Genomic DNA, 18,659 nt, shown 5'->3' on the forward strand with positions numbered 1-18,659 from the left:
GCCGAGTTTATGGGGTCGGAGCAGCCAACAGAGCGGCGGCGAGCAGGTCCAGCCCGGCCCGATCGACCCCGTCGGTCAACAACGGCAGCTCCAGCACCGGCCGGCCGAGCTCCGCGAGGTCGGCGCGCAACGAATCCTCGAGTTCCTGGCGGGTCAGGTGGTTCTTCACCTCGGCGTACAGGCCGCTGACCGTCGCCTTGTCCGTGGGCAGCCCGGCGGCGGTCAGGCCGCGCCGGAGCTCGGCCGCGGTGACCTTGCCGACCGCGGCCAGCGGCGCCTGCGCCTCATTGACGATCACGTGCCCGATCGGGATGCGCAGCCGGGTGAGCTCGTCGATCGCGTCGACCGTCTCCTGGACGGGCATCTCCTCGAGCAGGGTGACCACGTGCACGGCGGTCATCGGCGACCGGAGCAGCGCCGCCACCCCGTCGCTCTGCGTCTTGATCGGCCCCATCTTGGCGAGCTTGGCGGTCTCCGCGGTGACGTTCAGGAAGCGGCCGATCCGGCCAGTGGGCGGCGCGTCGAGCACGACGGCGTCGTACACCCGATGGCCCTTGGAGGTCCTGGTGGTGGCCTCCTTGACCTTGCCGGTGAGCAGCACGTCCCGCAGGCCCGGCGCGATGGTGGTGGCGAAGTCGATCGCGCCCAGCCGGCGCAGCGCCCGCCCGGCCGCGCCCAGCCGGTAGAACATCTCGAGATATTCGAGCAGCGCTTCCTCGGCGTCGATGGCCAGCACACGGACCTCGCCACCGCCCGCCGCCGCGGTGATCCGGCGCTCCTCGTAGGGCAGCGGCGGCGTGCCGAACAGCTGTGCGACGCCCTGCCGGCCCTCGACCTCGACGAGCAGCGTGCGGCGCCCGCCGGCGGCCAGGGCCAGCGCCAGCGCGGCGGCCACGGTGGTCTTGCCGGTGCCACCCTTGCCGGTCACGACATGCAGCCGCGCCGGCCACAGATCAGCACGCCGGCCGGTCGCGGGTTCAGTCACGCATTAACAGTAAGTGCTAGCCGACGTCGCACACCCACCAGCCGGTGTTGTGGACCAGGGTGAAGCGGAGCTGTTCCTCGGTGCTGCGGTCGTCGGCGGTCAGCACGGTCAGTTTCGTGGAGACGATCGCCTTCTCGGCGTCCTGCTGTTCGACCTTCGGCGTGTCCCACCGGTAACGCGGGCTCGGGTAGGTCCGCGCGTACCGCTTCACCTCTTCGACCTTGTCCTGGAGGACGCGCAGGTCACGGGCCTCGCGGCAGACGAGGGCGGCGGCCGCGGTGGGGTTCTGGTCGACGTAGACGGCGTCCAGGAAGCTATCCACCGCCACCACGGGCTCGGCCGCGCCCTCGCCGCTCTCGGCGTCGCGGAGCACGAAGAAGGCGGCCAGACCGCCACCGCCACAGAGCAGGACCGCGGCCAGCACGACGGCCAGCACGACGAGGCCGCGCCGGCGCCGCGGCGGCGCCTGCGGATAAGGGGGTACGCCCGGCGGGGCCGGCCACGGCCCGGAGGATTGGGGCTGGCCGGGGCCCGGCACCGGGGCGCCCGGACCCCACGGCGGCGCGCCGCCCGGCATCGGCGGGGCGCCCGGCGGCGGCGCTGTGGGCGGCGGCGCTGTGGGCGGCGGCGCTGTGGGCGGCGCTGTGGGCGGCGGTCCCACGGGGCCGGTCGCCCAGTCCTGGGTGCCCGGCGGCACGGCCGGCTGGTGGGCCGGGACCGGCGTGGGCATCTGCTTGGGCTCGGGCCGCTGCTGCGGCACCGGTTGAGTGGGCGCGGTGGGCGCCGTCCACGGCGGTGGAGTCCAGAGCGGCGGCTGCGGCTGCGGAGTGGCGACCGGTGGCGCGCTGATCGGTGGCGGCGTGACCTGAGGTGCCGCCGGGGCCGGCGCGGCCGCCGAGGCGGGGGCGGCCGCCGGGGCGGGGGCGGCCGCCGGGGCGGGCGTGGTTGGCGGTGCTTCCGCGACCGGCGGGATCGGCTGCGTCCGGTCCGCGTCGGCCTCGGCCACCGGGGCCTGTTCCGCCGTGGGCGCGGTCTGCTGCTCCGCGGGAGCGGGCTCGGGGGCCGGTGCCGGCGTCTCCGGGCCAGGGGCGCTCGGGGGTGGCGGCGGGGCCGGGTCCGCCTGGGGCGGGGGTGGCGGCGGGACCGCGGGCCGGCCGTCGCCTTCGTCGCCCGGTTCTGGGGCGTCAGCTGGCCGGCGCTCGGCGCCGTCGGGCGGCACGGTCATGGTCTCCCCAGGGGTTCGAACGGGTCCGGTCAGCCGTCGCCGAGCAGGGTAGCCGACCTCCGGCGCCCGGTATCGGCACCGGTAACCTCGGCCGCATGCAGAAATGGGAGTACGCGACCGTGCCGCTGCTGGTTCACGCGACCAAGCAGATTCTGGACAACTGGGGTGACGACGGCTGGGAGCTCGTCTCCGTGATCCCCGGTCCCAACCCGGAGCAGCTGGTCGCCTACCTGAAGCGACCCAAGTCGTGACGACTCCGCACGAGCGCCTCGCCAACCTGGGTCTGACCCTGCCCGAGGTGGTCCCGCCGGTGGCCGCGTACGTGCCGGCCGTGCAATCCGGGAATTACGTCTACACCTCCGGTCAGCTGCCGATCGAGGGCGGCGAGCTGCTGGCCAAGGGCAAGGTCGGCGCCGACGTGACCGCGGAGCAGGCCCGCGATCTGGCCCGGCAGTGCGGCCTCAACGTGCTGGCGGCGATCGACGCCCTGGTCGGCCTCGAGTACGTCGTCAAGGTGGTCAAGGTCGTCGGTTTCGTCGCCTCCGCCCCGGGCTTCACCGGGCAGCCGACCGTGATCAACGGCGCCTCGGAGCTGTTCGGCGAGGTGTTCGGCGAGGCCGGCCGGCACGCCCGCAGCGCCGTCGGTGTCTCGGAGCTGCCGCTGGACGCCCCGGTCGAGGTGGAGGCCATCGTCGAGGTCGCCACCGCCTGACCTGTCGTACTCCGGTCGTACGATCGCACCCATGACGGCCCACGTGACCACTCCGGCGGCGGCCCTGGCCGAGCGCCTGCCGGAGTGGGCCACCCTGGTCCGGGCGCCCAACCCGGGCCCGATGACGCTCGACGGCACCAACACCTGGGTTCTGCGGGCGACCGCGGGCGCCCCGGCGGTGGTGGTCGATCCCGGCCCGCTCGACGAGGGGCACCTGGCGGCCATCGCCGCGCACGGCCCGATCGGCACCGTGCTGGCCACCCATGGCCACGCCGACCACGTCGAGGGGCTCGAGCGGTTCGCCGAGCTGGCCGGCGCGCCGGTGGTCCGCGACCTCGGCGAGCGCGAGCTGGCCGGCCTCCGGATCGCCGCGCTCCCGACCCCCGGCCACACCGCCGACTCGATCTGTTTCGTGGTTTCGGTGGGTGGCGAGCGGGCAGTCCTGACCGGCGACACGATCCTCGGCCGTGGCACCACGGTGGTCGCCCATCCCGACGGCGACCTCGGCGACTACCTCGCCAGCCTGGAGCTGCTGATGGCCTACCCCGGCCACCTGGCCCTGCCCGGCCACGGCCCCGCGCTGGCCGACTGCGCCGTCGCCGCGCGGTTCTACCTGGCCCACCGGCAGGCCCGCCTCGAGCAGGTCCGGCAGGCGCTCGCAGATGGCGCCAAAACCGCCGAAGAGGTCGTTTTCACCGTCTACGCCGACGTCGATCCCTCGCTCTGGCCGGCCGCCATCTGGTCGGTCCGGGCCCAGCTCGCATATCTCGGTGTGCCATCCGGGGAATCGCGACGGGGGTCACAGGGGTTGGATGGACCGTGACGTGTCCCGTGTGCGGCACGGTCGCCATACCCGGCGCCCGTTTCTGCCACAACTGCGGAGCCGCCCTGCCCGCGGCGGCGAGCCTGCCCGCTGCCGAGCGGCGGGTCGTAACCGTACTCTTCGGCGATCTGTCTGATTTCACCTCTTGGTCAGAAAACGTCGACCCCGAGCGGGTCGGCGCCGTGACCGACCGCGTGCTGGCCGCCCTGGCCGGCGCGGTGAAGACGTTCGGCGGCCACGTCGACAAGCTGACCGGCGACGGAATCATGGCCGTCTTCGGCGCACCCGTCGCGCACGAGGACGACGCGGAGCGCGCGGTCCGCGCCGCCCTGTCGATGCAGCGCGCGGTGCGCCGGGTGCTGGACGACGAGCGCGGCGGCGGCGCGCCGCTCGGCCTGCGGGTCGGCCTCAACACCGGCGACGTGGTCGCCGGCATTCAGGCCGCGATCGAATACACGGTCATCGGCGACACGGTCAACACCGCCGCCCGGCTCGCCGACGCGGCCGCGGTCGGCGCCGTCTACGCCGGCGCGAGCACGTTCGCCCGCACCCGGCGGGTCGCCTCCTGGCGGCAGCTGCGCCCGCTCCGGCTCAAGGGCAAGCGCGACCCGGTCGAGGCCTACGAGCTGCTGGGCCTGCACGACGCCCCGGGCACCCGGTCGGGTCTCGGCGAGGAGGCGCCGTTCGTCGGTCGCGAGGCCGAGCTGGGCCGGCTCGCCGGCCGGCTGGCCGAGGTGGTCGACCAGGGTCAGCCCGCCGTCATGCTGATGACCGCCGAGGCCGGCATCGGCAAGACCCGGTTCGCGGGCGAGGCCGAGCGGCTGGCCTCCGGCTACGACGTCGGTCCCGCGCGGTTCGCCACTCGCACCGGCGCCCGCGTGCTCTCGGTGCGCTGCGCCGCCTTTGGTGAGCGTCGCCGGCTGGCGCCGCTGGCCGATCTGGTGCGGGCCGCGATCGGTGCCCCCGCCGACAACGGCACCCCGCCCACCAAGGCGGTCGTCGAAGAGCGGCTGCGCCGGCTGACCACCCGGCTCGCCCGGCTGCCCGACGCCCCGCCGATCGCGTCCGACCTCCTGCTGGCCCTGCTGGGCCACGGCGAGCTGCCGGCGGCCGTCCCGCCGGTGCCGGGCGAGTGGTCCGGCGACATCCCCGGTGCCGACGCCGCCGCCGTCCCGGCCGCGGTGGCCGCCCTGCTCACCGGCCTCGCCGCCGAGACACCGCTGATGGTGGTGGTCGACGACCTGCACGACGCGACGCCCGAGACCATCGAGGCGCTCGGCGTGATGCTGTCGCGGCTCGCCGGCCCGGCCCTGGTGCTGCTGCTCGGCCGGCCCGAGCTCGTGCGCACGGCCGGCGCGCTGACCCGGCTGGCCGACGCCGAGGTGGTCACGCTGCCTCCGCTGCGCGGCGCGGACGCGGCCCGGCTGCTCTCGTCCTATCTCAGCGGTGGCAAGCTGCCGCAACCCGACAACGACGGCCTGCTGGCCACCGCCCAGGGCAACCCGTTCTACCTCGCCGAGCTGGTCACCTTGCTGATCGAGCGCGGTGCCCTGACCAAGGTCAGCGTCGACGGCGGTGGCGAGAAGCGCTGGCGGCTGGCCGCCGGCTCGCTGACCAGCCGACTGCTCTCCCGCGACCTGGCCGCCGTGCTCGCCGCCCGCATCGACGCGCTGCCGGGCGACGCCCGGGGAGTGCTGCGCGACGCCGCGGTGATCGGCGACCAGGTGCCCCGCGGCACCCTCGAGGCGTTGCGCGAGCACTACGCGGGCCGGGCCGGGCGACCGGCCGCGGTGGTCGCCGTCGAGCTCGAACGCGCCGTCGACGAACTCCTCCAGCGCCGCATGCTGCAGCGCACCCGCGGCGGCTACGCGTTCAGCACACCGCTGATGCACGAGGCGGCCTACTCCGGCATCGGCAAGGCCGACCTGGCCGAGCGGCACGCCTTCCTCGCCAAGTGGGCGGCGCCGACCGCACCGACCACGGTGGTCGTCGGGCGCCGGCCGGTCGCGGTCGACGGGGCCACCGCCGACCCCGGCAGCTGGTCCGACGGCGACCGCGACGCGTTCATCGCCCACCACGCCGAGCGCGCCGTCGCCCTCGCCGACAGTGTCGGTCTCCGCCCCGACGCGGCCGCCCGCACCGTCGTACCCCTGGGCATCGCCGCCTTGAGCCGGGCTGCCCGCCGCGCGGCCGCGGCCGGCGAGCCCACCACGGCCGTCGAATACGCCGAGCGCGAGGCCGCCCTGGCCGGCGACGCGCTGCCGGTCGCCGACCGCCTCGTGCACGCCCGGGCCCTGCAGCAGACGGGGCGGGTGAGCGAGGCCCTGTCCTACGCGGAGAAGATCGCCGCCAACTCGGCCGACCCGAGCGCCCGGGCCGGCGCCCTGCTACTCGCCGGCCGGGCTCACCGGTCGCTCGGCGACTTCGCCCGCGCCCAGGTGATGTGGCGCGACGCGCTGCAGGTGGCCACCGACGCCAACCTGCCCGGCCCGCGCGCCGAGGCGATGCGCCGGCTCGGCATGGCCGACTTCCTGCAGGGCAAGCTGGCCCAGGCGAGCAGCCGGTTCGCGGCGGCCTACCAGGTCAACGTGGCGGCCGCCGACGAGCGCGGGCAGGCCTGGTCGCTGCAGAATCTGGCCTGGGTGACCACCACCCGGGGCGACTTCGCCGGCGCCGACGCGGTGCTGGCCCGGGCGGCGCGGCTGTTCGCGCAGCTCGGCGACCCGGTCGGCCGGGCCTGGCTGCGCGGCACCACCGCCTACGCCCGCCTGCTGGCCGGTCGCCTCTCCGAGGCCCGCCGGCTGGCCCGCATCTTCCTGCCGTTCGGCGAGCGCGTCGGCGAGGCGTGGGCGGTCGGCACCCTGCGCGCGGTCGAGGCGTTCGCCGCCGCCGAGCTGGGCGACCTGGCCGAAGCCGACCGCGAGGCCCGCCGCGCCTACCGCGACTTCGCGGCCGCCTCCGACGACTGGGGCCGCGGCTTCGCGCTCGTCGTCCGGGGTGTGGTGGCCCGGGGGCTGGGCGAGCCACAGCACGCGACCGATTTGCTGACCGATGCGGCGGCTTATGCCCATCGGATCGGTCATCCGCTGCTCATGGGCATGGCCGGCACGCTCCGCGGCTTCGTGGCGCTCGACCGGGGTGACCTCGACGCCGCCGAGGCCGACGCCCGCTCCGTGATCACCGCGGTCGAGCCGCACAACCCGCTGGCGCCGGCCCAGGTCGGCCCGCGGGTGCTGCTCTCCGCCGCCCGCTGCCGGGCCGGCGACACGACCACGGCGATCGGCCTACTCGCACCGATCGCGTCGGCCAGCGGCACGCCTTCCTTGCTGTTTTCGCGGCAACAGGCGCTGGCGGCCTATGCGTCGGCGCTGCTCGCCGCGGGCCGCTGCGAGCAGGCGCTGGACTGGGCGCAACGCGCCGCCGCCGTGCCGGCCGAAGACGTCCGCAGCCGGGTGATCGGCGCGGAGGTGCTGGCGCGGGCACTGGACACGGCGGGCCGGCACACGGAGGCGCTGGCCGCGGCCGAGCGGGCCGTCGACCTGTCGTTCTCGACGGAGCAGACCAGCGAACGGGCCCGCGCCAAGGCCCTCCAGGCATCCCTCTACCCGACGGCGCCGCCGCGGTCGCTCGCCTAGGCCCTGTCAGCCCGTGAGGGTTGGCTTTTCGAGGGCGTCCGGGCCGCGGCTGGCCAGGCAGCGGTAGGTGCGGTCGCCGGCCGCGAGGGCGGTCTTGTCCGGTGGCCGCACGTCGAGTGTCCAGCCCTCGGTGCTCATCAGGGTGGTCGCCGCCATGAAGCTGGACCGGCCGCAGACCTGGCGGACGGTCGGGTCGGCGCGCAGGGTCGGGCGGTCGACGGCGGTCAGCGCGACCGGCGCCTCGCCCACCGCGAACGTCTCCCAGGTGTGTGGGCCCGCACACGGGACCTGCTCGGCGGCGGCCTCGTCGAAGCACTCGAGCTCGTCGGGGCAGCGGCCCTCCGCCGGCAGCGGGATCAGACAGCCCGGCAGGGCCTGGCCGCCGCCGAGGCGGACGCTGGCCGTCGGCACCGGCGTGGGCGCTCCGATCGGGTCGGTGTCGGGCCGGCTGGCGGCGTACCAGGTGGTCAGGCCGCCGATGGCGATCAGCGCGACCATGCCGAAACCGCCCAGCCACCAGCGGCGGCGGCCGCGCCGGCTCCCTGGGACCGTCGGATGGTCGTCGGCGCTGGGCTGCGCCGGGGCCGGCGACGCGTAGGACCGCGAGACGTAGACGGACGGGCCGCCCGAAACCGGCCGGCTCGGCGTCGCGCCGCCGGAGACCGGGGCGCCGGAGACCGGGGCGCCAGAGACCGGACCGCCGGAGGCCGAGGCCCCGGAGGTCGGGGCGCCGGAGATCGGTCGGGCCGGCCCGAAGCCGTCGGCCGGCAGGGCGGCGAGGCGGTCGCGCAGCTCCTCGGCCGATGGGCGGTCGGCGGGATCGTTGGCCATGCCGTGCCGCAGGAGGTCCAGGAACGCGGGCGGCACGCCGGGCAGGTCCGGGATCCGCTCGCTGAACATCTCCATCAGCGTGACCAGGCTCGGGTCGCGGTCCTCGCGCCAGCGCGGCGGCTTGCCCCGCATGATCGCGTAGAGCGTCGCCGAGAGGGCGTAGACGTCGACTCCGGGCGACGGTTCGCTGTGGCGGAACATCTCGGGCGCGGCGTACGCCGGGGTCAGCACCTCCAGCGTCACCGACGAGTCGCGTACCTCGGCCAGCACCGCGAGGCCGAAGTCCGCCAACGCCGGCTCGTTGAAGCGTGAGTAGAGGATGTTGGCCGGCTTGACGTCGCGGTGGAGCACGCCGAGCTGGTGGGCGTCGGCCAGCGCGTCCGCGATCTTGACGCCGACGTCGCGCGCCTCGGCGGCGGAGAGCGGAGAGCTTTTCATGCGCTCGGCGTACGAGCCGTCGCAGAGCTCCATGATCAGGTAGGGGTGCCGGTCGGCGGTGACGCCGGCGTCGAAGAGGTCCACGACGTGCGGATGGGACGACATCCGGCCGGCCGCGCGGGCCTCGCGCAGGAACCGGCGTTGGTCGCGCTCGGTGTCGAGGGTGCGGTTCTCGACCTTGACGGCGACCTCGCGGCCGACCGACGCCTGGGTCGCCCGGTAGACGGTCGCATAACCGCCCCTGGCGAACACCGACAAGTCGGTCAAACCAGGCACAACTGGCAGGGGGAGTGCGCCAGGTGATGTGCCATTCACGGGTTAGAAGGTACCGAAGCTTCCCGCTTTCGTTCGAACCACAATGCGACACCTGTCGCCAGCGCGCCGAGTCCTTCCCAGGCCGCCACGCCGAAAAAGCGCCCCGGCGCGGCGTCGGTGACCACCAGGATCGTGAAAACCGTGAAGGTCACCAGCCGGAAGATCACCGTGAAGAGGTAGAACGGCCGCCACTCGGTGGCGACGGCGACCAGGTAGTAGACGCCCATGTTGAGCGACGCCATCGACGAGGCCGCCATGAACGTCTTGGTGTAGTCGCCCGGCGGCCGGGACCCGAGCACCTCGAAGCCCAGGCCCTTCAGCAACGTATCGGGGCTGACCAGGCCGACCACGCCCATGATGATCGCCAGCACGCCGAACACGGCCATCGTCCAACCGGCCGCCGAACGAGGAAGTCTCATGTTCGAAGATCCAAGCATCTTCGAACATCATGATCAACGATCGATCAGTACGACTTTTCCTGGCCGAGTACGTGCTGCGAGACGAAGTTGAGGATCATCTCGCGGCTGACCGGCGCGATCCGGCCCGCGCGCACCGCGCCCAGCAGCGTGGCCACGCCGTACTCCGTGGTCATGCCGTTGCCGCCGTGCGCCTGGATCGCCGTGTCGACCGCGAGGGCGGCGGCGTCGGCGGTCGCGTATTTGGCCATGTTGGCCGCCACGCCCGCCTCCAGGTCGCGACCCGCGTCGTAGAGCGCGGCCGCCTTGTAGACCATCAGCCGGGCCAACTCGACCTGGATCGCGGCGTGCGCCAGCGGATGCGCGACACCCTGGTGGGTGCCGATCGGGCGACCCCACACGGACCGCGTGGCCGCATAGCGCGACGCCCGGTCGAGCGCGTAGCGGCCGGTGCCCGCGCTCATCGCGGCGACCGTGATCCGCTCCGGGTTGAGCCCCGCGAACAGCGCCGGCAGGCCCGCGTCAGCGCCGCCGCCGACCAGCGCGTCACCCGGCAGCCGCACGTCGTCGAGGTAGAGCAGCCACTGCGACTCCGGCGAGACGATCTCCATGTCCAGTTTGGACCTGGTCAGGCCCGGCGCGTCGGTCGGCATCAGGAACAGCGCGGGGACCAGCCGGCCCGATGCCGCGTCCTCGGTGCGGGCCACCACCATCACGTAGTCGGCGTGGTCGACGCCGGAGATGAAGCACTTGCGGCCGTTGAGCACCCAGCCGTCGCCGTCGCGGCGGGCCACGGTGCCGAGCCGGTGGAAGTTCGAGCCGGCCTCGGGTTCGGTGATGGCGAACGCGATGAGCACAGAACCGTCGGCGAGGCGCGGCAGGAACTCGGCCCGCTGCGCCTCCGTGCCGTGCTTGGCCAGGATCGTCGCCACGATCGCCGGCGAGACGACCAGCAGGAGCAGCGGCGAGCCGGTCGCCGAGAGCTCCTCGCAGACGATGGTCAGCTCGGTGATGCCGCCGCCACCGCCGCCGTACTCGGTCGGGATGCTGACGCCGAGGTAGCCGAGCTTGCCGGCCTCGGCCCACAGCTCGGTGGTGTGCTCGCCGGCCTTGGCCTTGCCGATGAAGTACTCGTGGCCGTAGCGGCGGCCGAGGGCCGACACGGCGTCGCGCAGGTCGCTCTGCTCGGGGGTGAGGTCGAAGTTCATGAGGGGTGGCCTCCGACTCGCTAGACGGGTTACTCGGGACTCAGGACCGCCAGCACGGCGCCGGTCTCCACCTGCGAGCCGGGACCGACCGGCAGCGAGGCGACATAACCGGCGGATGGCGCGTACACGGGGTGCTCGAGCTTCATGGCTTCGAGCGTCATCAACAGCTCGCCGGGGCGGACCCGCTGGCCCGGCACCACCATGACGCGGCTGACGTGCCCGGGCAGCGGCGCGACCAGCGAGCCCTCGGCCAGCTCGGCCGACGGCAGCGGGAACCGGGGCAGCTCCTGCAGCGCGACCGAGCCCTCGGGACTGTCGACGTAGGACACCTCGCCGACCCGGCGCACGGTGAACAGCAGCCGGATGCCGTTGACGTCGAGGGCGACCGCGTCCGGCTCGGCCGAGACCACCTGGGCCGGCGGGTGGTCGTCGGTGGCCGGCGGCTGGCCGAGCCCGCCGAGGTCCGGGTCGTCGGGGTCGACGGCGCGGACCCACCAGTTGACCAGGTCGCCGCTGCGGTCCAGCCGGTAGCCGACCTCGACCGGGCCGGCCGGGCCGTCGTACACCGTGGTCTGCGATCGGGACGGCACGTTGCGCCAGCCCGACGGGAGGGTGCCCAGCGCGGTGGCCTCGGTGCGGCGGCCGGCGGCGCCGGCCAGGGCGGCGGCGAGGCAGGACACCCGCACCGCGTCGACCGAGGAGAGCAGGGGAGCGAACACCTCGGGGTGCCGCTCCAGGAACGCCGTGTCGATGTCGGCGGACCGGAAGGACGGATGCCGCAGCGTACGCACGAGCAGGTCACGGTTGGTCGCCACGCCGTGGATCTCGGCGCGGGCGAGCGCGCCGGCCAGCAACCGGCCCGCGTCGGCCCGGGTCGGCGCCCACGCCATCAGCTTGCCCAGCATCGAGTCGTAGTGGACGCCGACGACCGAGCCGTCCCGCACCCCGGAGTCGAGCCGCAGACCGGGCGCCGCCAGGGGCTTGAACTCGCCGGCCACCTGCGGAATGTGCACGCGGTGCAGGGTGCCGGTGGAGGGCAGCCAGTTGGCGGCCGGGTCCTCGGCGCACAGCCGCACCTCGATCGCGTGCCCGCGCATCGGCGGCGGCGCGTTGAGCGGCAGCGGGTTGCCCTCGGCCACCACCAGCTGGAGCTGCACCAGGTCGAAGCCGGTGATCAGCTCGGTGACGCCGTGCTCGACCTGCAGCCGGGTGTTCATCTCGAGGAAGTAGAAGCCGCCGCCGACGGCGTCCACCAGGAACTCGACGGTTCCCGCGCCGACGTAGCCGACCGCACGGGCGGCGGTGACCGCGGCCGCGCAGAGCTGCTCGCGCAGCTGCGGCGTGACCACCGGCGACGGCGCCTCCTCCACGATCTTCTGATAGCGCCGCTGGATCGAGCACTCCCGCTCGCCGAACGGCACGACGGTGCCCTGGTTGTCGGCGAAGACCTGCACCTCGATGTGCCGGGCGCTCTCGACGTAGCGCTCCAGGAACACCGTGCCGTCGCCGAACGCCAGCGCCGCCTCGCGCCGGGCCGAGGCGATCGCGTCCGGCAGCGACTCGCGGTCGTGCACGATCCGCATGCCGCGCCCGCCGCCACCGGCGGACGCCTTGACCAGCACCGGGAACTCGGTCACCCGGTCGGGGTCGAACCAGGTCGGCAGCATCGGGATGCCGGCGTCGGCCAGCAGCTGCTTCGCCTCGATCTTGGAGCCCATCGTGGCGATCACCTTGGCCGGCGGCCCGACCCAGGTCAGCCCGCTGTCGGTGACCAGGGCGGCGAAGTCGGCGTTCTCCGACAGGAACCCGTAGCCCGGGTGGATCGCGTCCGCGCCGGTCTTGCGCGCGGCGCCGATCATCAGGTCGCCGCGCAGGTAGGTCGCGGTCGGCGCGTTGCCGGGCAGGTGGACGGCGTAGTCCGCCTCGGCCACGTGCGGCGAGTCGGCGTCGGCGTCGGAGTAGACGGCGACCGTCTCGATGCCGACCAGGCGGCACGAGGCGAAGATCCGGCGGGCGATCTCACCCCGGTTGGCCACCAGCAGTCTGCGGATCATGCGCGGAGACCTCACATCCGGAAGACGCCGAAGCCCTCGGCGCCCTTGATCGGGGCATTGTGGATGGCCGAAAGACACAGGCCGAGGACGGTACGGGTGTCGCGCGGATCGATGATGCCGTCGTCGTAGAGCCGGCCCGACAGGAACAGCGCCGTCGACTGGCTCTCGATCTGCTGCTCGACCATCATCCGCATCGCCTGGTCGGAGTCTTCGTCGTAGTGCTGGCCCTTGGCCTCGGCCGCCTGCCGCGCGACGATCGACAGCACGCCGGCGAGCTGGGTCGGGCCCATCACCGCGGACCTGGCGTTGGGCCACGTGAACAGGAACCGGGGCTCGTACGCCCGGCCGCACATGCCGTAGTTGCCGGCGCCGTAGGAGGCACCGAGGTTGACCGTGATGTGCGGGACCCGGGAGTTGGACACCGCGTTGATCATCAGGGCGCCGTGCTTGATGATGCCGCGCTGCTCGTATTCCGCGCCGACCATGTAGCCCGTCGTGTTCTGCAGGAAGAGCAGCGGGGTGTCGGTGGCGTTGGCGAGCTGGATGAACTGCGCGGCCTTCTGCGACTCCTCGGAGAACAGCACGCCGCGGGCGTTGGCCAGCACGCCGACCGGGTAGCCGTGCAGCTCGCCCCACCCGGTCACCAGCGCCGTGCCGTAGCCGGGCTTGAACTCGTCGAACTCGCTGCCGTCCAGCACCCGGACCAGCACCTCGCGGGGGTCGAACGGCGTGCGCTGGTCGGCGCTGGCGATCGCGAGCAGGTCCTCGACGTCGTATTTCGGCGCCATCGGGTTGGTGGTGCGTGGCCCCGGGCCCTGCTTGCGCCAGTTGAGCCGGCGCACCACCTGCCGGGCCAGCCGCAGGCCGTCGCGCTCGTCCTCGGCCAGGTAGTCGGCCAGCCCGCTGGTGCCGGCGTGCATCGCGGCCCCGCCGAGCGACTCGTCGTCGGTGATCTCGCCGGTGGCCATCCGGACCAGCGGCGGGCCGGCCAGGAACACCTTGGCCTGGTGCCGCACCATGATCGTGTAGTCGGACATGCCCGGCACGTAGGCGCCGCCGGCGGTGGCGTTGCCGAACACCACGGAGATGGTGGGGATGCCGGCCGCCGAGAGCCGGGTCAGGTCGCGGAAGATGCCGCCGCCGGGGATGAAGATCTCCGCCTGGGTCGGCAGGTCGGCCCCGCCGGACTCGACCAGGTTGACCAGCGGCAGCCGGTTGGCCAGCGCGATCTCGCCAGCCCGCTGCGTCTTCTTCAGGGCGTACGGGTTGATCGCGCCACCGCGTACCGTCGGGTCGTTGGCGACGATCACGCACTCGACACCCTCGACCACGCCGATGCCGCTGACCACGCTCGCGCCGACGGGGAAGTCGGTGCCCCACGCGGCGGTCGGTGACAGCTCCAGGAACGGCGCGTCCTGGTCGAGCAGCAGCTCGATCCGCTCGCGGGGCAGCAGCTTGCCGCGGGCGTGGTGACGGGTGACGTACTTGTCGCCGCCGCCGGCCCGCGCGTCGTCCAGCGCGTCCTCGTACTCGTGGAGCCGCTCCAGCATCGCCGAGCGGTTCTCCAGGTAGGACGGGTTGCGCGGGTCGACCGCGGTCTCCATGACAGTCACGCGCACCCCTCACAGACGTCCTTGGCCATTGCCACCTCCGTAACGAGCGGCTCGGCGGAGGCGACACGCATGTCGCACGTCACGCTGCCTCCAGCAGGTCGGCCGGCACCTCGGCGACCCGGGCCCGGAACAGCTCGCCGAGCGCCTTGGCCTGCGGGTCGAACCGGGTCGAGGCGGCCACGCCGGCGCCCAGCAGACCGCGGATCACGAAGTTGACCGCCCGCAGGTTGGGCAGCTCGTGGCGCTCGACGGTCAGCGGCGCCGTCTCCGGCAGCAGTTCCGTGAGCCGCTCGGTGGTCAGCCAGCCGAGCAGCCAGTCGGCGGCCGCGTCGGTGCGGGCCCAGACACCGAGGTTGGCGTCGCCGCCCTTGTCACCGGATCGGGCGCCGAGCAGCCGGCCGAGCTGGGTCTGCTTCGTCCTGTCGGCGGCCGGCTGCGTTGACTGCCGCTGCGCCGCGGCTTGGGGCGTGATCGTGCGGGCCGGCGGGCGGATCGTCACCCGTTTGCCGTCGGGGAGCACGGCCGTGTGGTTGACCGCGTCCTGCGGCGCCGTGTCGGCGGTGAACACCCCGAACGGGGTCGCGTCACCCGGCGGAGTGGTCAACGTGCAACCCGGATAGGACGCCAGCGCCAGCTCCACCGCGGCCGCCGAGAAGGCCCGCCCGGCCCGCTTGGGATCCTGATCCTTCAGGTGTACGTGCAGCAGGGCGCTGGCGGCCTCGGTGTCCACCGCGTCGGGGTGGTCGGTGCGGGCCAGCGTGAACTCGAGGCCCTCCTTGCCCACCGCGTCCTCGAGCTGACCACGGACCAGCGCCGCCTTGGCCTCGATGTCGAGCCCACAGAGGACGAACGTCATCGCGTTGCGGAAGCCGCCGAGGTTGGCCACGCCGACCTTGAGCGTCGGCGGCGGCGGCAGACCCTTCACCCCGCTGATCGCCACCCGGTCGGGGCCCTCGGCGTGCAGCCGGACCGTGTCGAGCCGCGTCACCACGTCGGGGCCGAGGTAGGCCGGGCTGTCGATCTCGTAGAGCAGCTGGGCGGTGACGGTCTCCACGGTGACGGCGCCGCCGGTGCCCGGGTGCTTGGTGATCCGGCTGGCGCCGTCCTCGGCGATCTCCGCGATCGGGAAACCCGGCCGCCGGGCGCCGTCGGGCAGCTCGGTGAAGAAGCTGAAGTTGCCGCCGGTCGCCTGCGCGCCGCACTCGATCACGTGGCCGGCCACGGTGGCGCCGGCGAGGGCGTCGAAGTCGTCGCGGGACCAGCCGTAGTGCGCCGCGGCCGGGCCGACCACCAGCGCGGCGTCGGTGACCCGGCCGGTGACCACGATGTCGGCCCCGGCGTCGAGGCAGGCGGCGATGCCGAACGCGCCGAGGTAGGCGTTGGCCGTCAGCGCGTCGGGGCGCAGGAGGGCGTCGCCTTCCACGTACGCGATGCGGGGTGTCAGACCTTGTTGTTCCGCCAGCTGCTCGATCGCCCTGGCCAGCCCGGCCGGGTGCAGGCCGCCGGCGTTGGTGACCAGCTTGACGCCCTTCTCGAGCGCGGTGCCGAGAGTGCCCTCGAGCTGGCGCAGGAACGTCTTGGCGTAGCCGAGCGCCGGGTCGCGGGCCCGGTCGCGGCCGAGGATCAGCATGGTCAGCTCGGCCAGGTAGTCGCCGGTCAGCACGTCGAGCTCGCCGCCGTCGAGCATCTCCTGCCACGCGCTGAAACGGTCGCCGTAGAAGCCGGACGCGTTGCCGATGCGGATCATGACGTGGCCGCCGTCGGCTCGCGCTTGACCCCGGGCGGCCCCGCGAACGCCTGGGCCACCGTCAGCCACTCGCTCGCGACCGGCCCGGTGGCGATCAACGCCAGGTCGGCCCGGTGGCGGCGCTGGGTGACCAGCAGGCAGAAGTCGAGCGCGGGGCCGGTCACCCGGTCGGTGGCGTGCTCGGGGCCGAAGGTCCACTCGGCGCCGTCGGGGGCCGTGAGCTCGACGCGGACCGGCTCGCTCGGCGCGGGTCGGCCGTGGGCGAGGAACGAGTGGCCGAGCGTGCGGAAGCCGAGGAACGCGATGTGCCGCAGCCGCTCGGTCGGGGTGCGGGTTAGCTCGAGCGCGTCCGCTATGTCGAGGCCGTGGGCCCACGTCTCCATCAGGCGGGCGGTGGCCATCGACTGCGGCGTGATCAGGTTGCCGAACCAGGGGATCCGCTTGCCCGGCGGCGCCTCGCGGAGGGCCGCGACGAGCTCGCGTTGCCCGGCCAGCCAGCGTTGCCGCAGCTCGTCGGGTGGCGCGAGGTATTCCTCGGCGCCGCGGTCCACGATCCGGTCCGGGTCGTCGGCCAGTGGCGCGAGCAGGGCGACGAACTGGGCGTCGTCGGTGGTGGCCAGCAGCGCGGCGCGGTCGGTCCAGGCCAGGTGGGCGATCTGGTGCGCGACCGTCCAACCCGGACTCGGCGTGGGCCGCGCCCAGTCCTTGGGTGGCCGGGCGGCGACCAGCGCGTCGAGCTCGGCGGTCTCGGCGTCGAGGTCGGTGAGCAGAGCGGCGAGCTCGACCACGGGGGCCTCCTTCAGTCGCGGATCACGGCGGCGAGGTGTCGCTTCCACTCGCGGAGCAGGGCGGCGCGGCGGCCCGCGTCGTCGGAGAGCAGGTTGGCCACGCCCAGACCGCGCATGAGGTCGAGGGTCGCCTGCACCGATTCGCGTACGCCGGGGCGGCGCTCGTCGGCGCCGAGCAGCTCGACGGTGAGGCGGTGCAGCTCGCGACCGACCTTGGCCTCGACCGGCACGAGGGCTCTTTGCAGTTCCAGGTCGGTGCGCGCGGCGACCCAGACCTCGAGGGCGGCGGCGTAGAGGGGGCCGGTGAAGGCGGCGGCGAGCATGTCGACGACGCGGTCGACCCGTTGCGCGCCGCGCGGCAGGCTCGCCGCCTCGGCGCGGATCTCGGCGGCGCGGCGGTCGGCGAGGTGCTCGACGGCGGCCATGACCAGCGTCGCCTTCGTCGGGTAGTGGTGGAGCTGCGCGCCGCGGGAGACGCCGGCGCGTTCGGCGATCACCGTGGTGGTGGTGCCGGCCCAGCCGAGGTCGACCAGGCTGTCGACGGCCGCGTCGAGCAGGCGCGCCTGGGTGGCTCGGCTGCGCTCCTGCTGCGGGGTCCGCACGTCTTGAGCATGGCGTGGGCGAAACAAACAGTCAAGCCTGCTTGTTTTTGAATTTTGTCTGTTTCGTGGCTCTCGTGGGACGCGGGTCAGGCAGGTGGGTTGATCTTGCCGTTGTCGTCGAACTCGGCGCCTGTCCTGGGGAAGTCCTGCTTGCTGAGCCCGCTGACCATGTCGAGACTGTCGCCGTCGGGGTCGGTGACCGGCTTGCCGGCGCTGTTCATGGCCGTGGAGACGAGCTCGCCGTCGACCCAGGTGCCGTCGGCGGTCAGCTCGACCTTGAGCACCGCGCCGAGGCCGAGCGGGCCGTTGCGGCTGAGGGTGCCGCCGCCACCGGCGAAGTTGCCCAGGCTGTAGGCGATCAGCCGGCCCTTGTAGAACTCCATCGCCCGCAGCACGTGCGGGCCGTGACCGACGATCAGGTCGGCGCCCGCGTCGATCATGCTGTGCGCGAACTTGATCGGGTCGCCCCGATTCTCGCCGAGGAACATCTCGGTGCCCGGCTTGACCCGGGTCTTGCCCGAGCCCTCGGCACCCATGTGCACCTGCACCACCACGAGGTCGGCCTGCCCGGCCGCCTTGGCGACGAGCTTCTTGCCGTCGGCGATGTCGATGAGGCTGTTGTTCCAGGGGTACGACGAGAAGCCCACGACGGCGACCTTGATGCCCTCGACGTCGGCGACGGTGATCTGGTCGACGGCGCCGGTGTGCTGCAGGCCGTATTTCTCCAGCGCCCGCTGCGTGTTCTCGTAGCCGTCGGCGCCGTAGTCGTTGCCATGGTTGTTGGCCTGGTTGAGCAGCTCGAAGCCGGCGTCCTTTAGGTGCTTGGCATAGCCCGGCGGGGCCCGGAACTGGTGGCAGCCGGTCGACTCCGGGCCGCACTTCGACCGGCCGGTGTCGTCGGTCAGCGGCTCCTCGAGGTTGCCCATCACCAGGTCGGCGGCGAGGTCTTTCTTGACGCCGTCGAAGAAGCCCTTGCCGCCGTTGGACGGCAGGCTGCCCGGCGCGTTGCCCATCACGATGTCACCGGTCGCCGAGAGCGAGATCGACTGCTCCTCGTCGGCGGTCTCCTCGGTCGCCTCCGCGCGCGGTTGGGGCGACTTGGTCGGGTGCACCCACACCCCGGCCTGGTCACCACCGCCACCGCGGGTCGCCGCGGCCACGCCCGCGACGCCGACGCCGAGCAGCGCCGCGGCGGCTATCGCGGCGACGACGGCGGCACGCTTGCGCGGGGTGGCGGGGGCATACACGCGGGGGACTTTATCGTTCC

General features: G+C 73.7%; 15 protein-coding genes. 4 read left to right on the forward strand and 11 right to left on the reverse strand.

All coding sequences use genetic code 11. The features are described from left to right. Positions 1-7: 7 nt before the first annotated feature. On the reverse strand, positions 8-985 hold the full coding sequence (locus O7635_RS11000) for an ArsA-related P-loop ATPase (protein WP_278080309.1): 978 nt from the start codon (positions 983-985) through the stop codon (positions 8-10). A gap of 16 nt (positions 986-1,001) precedes the next feature. Continuing rightward, a complete protein-coding gene (locus O7635_RS11005) occupies positions 1,002-2,210 on the reverse strand; it encodes a hypothetical protein (protein WP_278080310.1) in 1,209 nt (402 codons plus the stop codon). Positions 2,211-2,305: 95 nt separating this feature from the next. On the opposite strand from O7635_RS11005, the gene O7635_RS11010 reads away from it, so the two are divergent. From O7635_RS11010 to O7635_RS11025, 4 genes are read left to right on the forward strand one after another with little or no spacing between them, the layout of a single operon-like run. Beyond that, positions 2,306-2,461 (forward strand): DUF4177 domain-containing protein, encoded by a 156-nt coding sequence (locus O7635_RS11010; RefSeq protein WP_089254704.1) that lies wholly within the window; start codon positions 2,306-2,308, stop codon positions 2,459-2,461. Next, a complete protein-coding gene (locus O7635_RS11015; protein ID WP_278080311.1) occupies positions 2,458-2,922 on the forward strand; it encodes a RidA family protein in 465 nt (154 codons plus the stop codon). Before O7635_RS11010 ends, O7635_RS11015 begins: the two co-directional genes overlap by 4 nt. Before the next feature lie 31 nt (positions 2,923-2,953). After that, the gene (locus O7635_RS11020; protein WP_278080312.1) at positions 2,954-3,745 is read left to right on the forward strand and encodes an MBL fold metallo-hydrolase; all 792 of its coding nucleotides are present in this window, start codon (positions 2,954-2,956) and stop codon (positions 3,743-3,745) included. Next, positions 3,742-7,380, forward strand: coding sequence for an adenylate/guanylate cyclase domain-containing protein (locus O7635_RS11025; RefSeq protein ID WP_278080313.1), 3,639 nt, complete (start codon positions 3,742-3,744; stop codon positions 7,378-7,380). The genes O7635_RS11020 and O7635_RS11025 overlap by 4 nt, the downstream gene beginning before the upstream one ends. 6 nt (positions 7,381-7,386) lie before the next feature. On the opposite strand, the gene O7635_RS11030 is transcribed toward O7635_RS11025, so the two are convergent. The 9 genes from O7635_RS11030 to O7635_RS11070 form a co-directional block, all read right to left on the reverse strand. After that, the gene (locus tag O7635_RS11030) at positions 7,387-8,964 is read right to left on the reverse strand and encodes a serine/threonine-protein kinase (RefSeq protein WP_278080314.1); all 1,578 of its coding nucleotides are present in this window, start codon (positions 8,962-8,964) and stop codon (positions 7,387-7,389) included. Next, a complete protein-coding gene (locus O7635_RS11035) occupies positions 8,961-9,383 on the reverse strand; it encodes a hypothetical protein (RefSeq protein WP_278080315.1) in 423 nt (140 codons plus the stop codon). Before O7635_RS11035 ends, O7635_RS11030 begins: the two co-directional genes overlap by 4 nt. 44 nt (positions 9,384-9,427) lie before the next feature. Then, positions 9,428-10,588: an acyl-CoA dehydrogenase gene (locus O7635_RS11040; RefSeq protein ID WP_278080316.1), complete on the reverse strand. Its 1,161-nt coding sequence runs from the start codon at positions 10,586-10,588 to the stop codon at positions 9,428-9,430. Between the two features lie 29 nt (positions 10,589-10,617). Then, positions 10,618-12,642, reverse strand: coding sequence for a biotin carboxylase N-terminal domain-containing protein (locus tag O7635_RS11045; protein ID WP_278080317.1), 2,025 nt, complete (start codon positions 12,640-12,642; stop codon positions 10,618-10,620). An 11-nt stretch (positions 12,643-12,653) separates the two neighbouring features. Beyond that, the gene (locus O7635_RS11050) at positions 12,654-14,255 is read right to left on the reverse strand and encodes a carboxyl transferase domain-containing protein (RefSeq protein WP_278080318.1); all 1,602 of its coding nucleotides are present in this window, start codon (positions 14,253-14,255) and stop codon (positions 12,654-12,656) included. A gap of 79 nt (positions 14,256-14,334) precedes the next feature. Beyond that, positions 14,335-16,002: an acyclic terpene utilization AtuA family protein gene (locus O7635_RS11055; RefSeq protein WP_278080319.1), complete on the reverse strand. Its 1,668-nt coding sequence runs from the start codon at positions 16,000-16,002 to the stop codon at positions 14,335-14,337. Beyond that, the gene (locus tag O7635_RS11060) at positions 15,999-16,790 is read right to left on the reverse strand and encodes a TIGR03084 family metal-binding protein (RefSeq protein WP_278080320.1); all 792 of its coding nucleotides are present in this window, start codon (positions 16,788-16,790) and stop codon (positions 15,999-16,001) included. The genes O7635_RS11055 and O7635_RS11060 overlap by 4 nt, the downstream gene beginning before the upstream one ends. Positions 16,791-16,801: 11 nt before the next feature. Further along, positions 16,802-17,392: a TetR family transcriptional regulator gene (locus O7635_RS11065; protein WP_278080321.1), complete on the reverse strand. Its 591-nt coding sequence runs from the start codon at positions 17,390-17,392 to the stop codon at positions 16,802-16,804. Between the two features lie 86 nt (positions 17,393-17,478). Beyond that, positions 17,479-18,639 carry a CapA family protein gene (locus tag O7635_RS11070; protein ID WP_278080322.1) on the reverse strand — a complete coding sequence of 387 codons (1,161 nt, stop codon included), beginning with the start codon at positions 18,637-18,639 and terminating at the stop codon, positions 17,479-17,481. Between the last annotated feature and the right edge of the window lie 20 nt (positions 18,640-18,659).

This window comes from Asanoa sp. WMMD1127 (genome assembly GCF_029626225.1).
Taxonomy (GTDB): Bacteria; Actinomycetota; Actinomycetes; order Mycobacteriales; family Micromonosporaceae; genus Asanoa.

What these genes read in the sequence shown, in the direction of transcription:
- O7635_RS11005 (WP_278080310.1), bottom strand. Translation starts at nt 2,210, where the DNA reads ATGACCGTGCCGCCCGACGGCGCCGAGCGCCGGCCAGCTGACGCCCCA.
- O7635_RS11010 (WP_089254704.1), top strand. Translation starts at nt 2,306, where the DNA reads ATGCAGAAATGGGAGTACGCGACCGTGCCGCTGCTGGTTCACGCGACC.
- O7635_RS11020 (WP_278080312.1), top strand. Translation starts at nt 2,954, where the DNA reads ATGACGGCCCACGTGACCACTCCGGCGGCGGCCCTGGCCGAGCGCCTG.
- O7635_RS11035 (WP_278080315.1), bottom strand. Translation starts at nt 9,383, where the DNA reads ATGAGACTTCCTCGTTCGGCGGCCGGTTGGACGATGGCCGTGTTCGGC.
- O7635_RS11040 (WP_278080316.1), bottom strand. Translation starts at nt 10,588, where the DNA reads ATGAACTTCGACCTCACCCCCGAGCAGAGCGACCTGCGCGACGCCGTG.
- O7635_RS11045 (WP_278080317.1), bottom strand. Translation starts at nt 12,642, where the DNA reads ATGATCCGCAGACTGCTGGTGGCCAACCGGGGTGAGATCGCCCGCCGG.
- O7635_RS11055 (WP_278080319.1), bottom strand. Translation starts at nt 16,002, where the DNA reads ATGATCCGCATCGGCAACGCGTCCGGCTTCTACGGCGACCGTTTCAGC.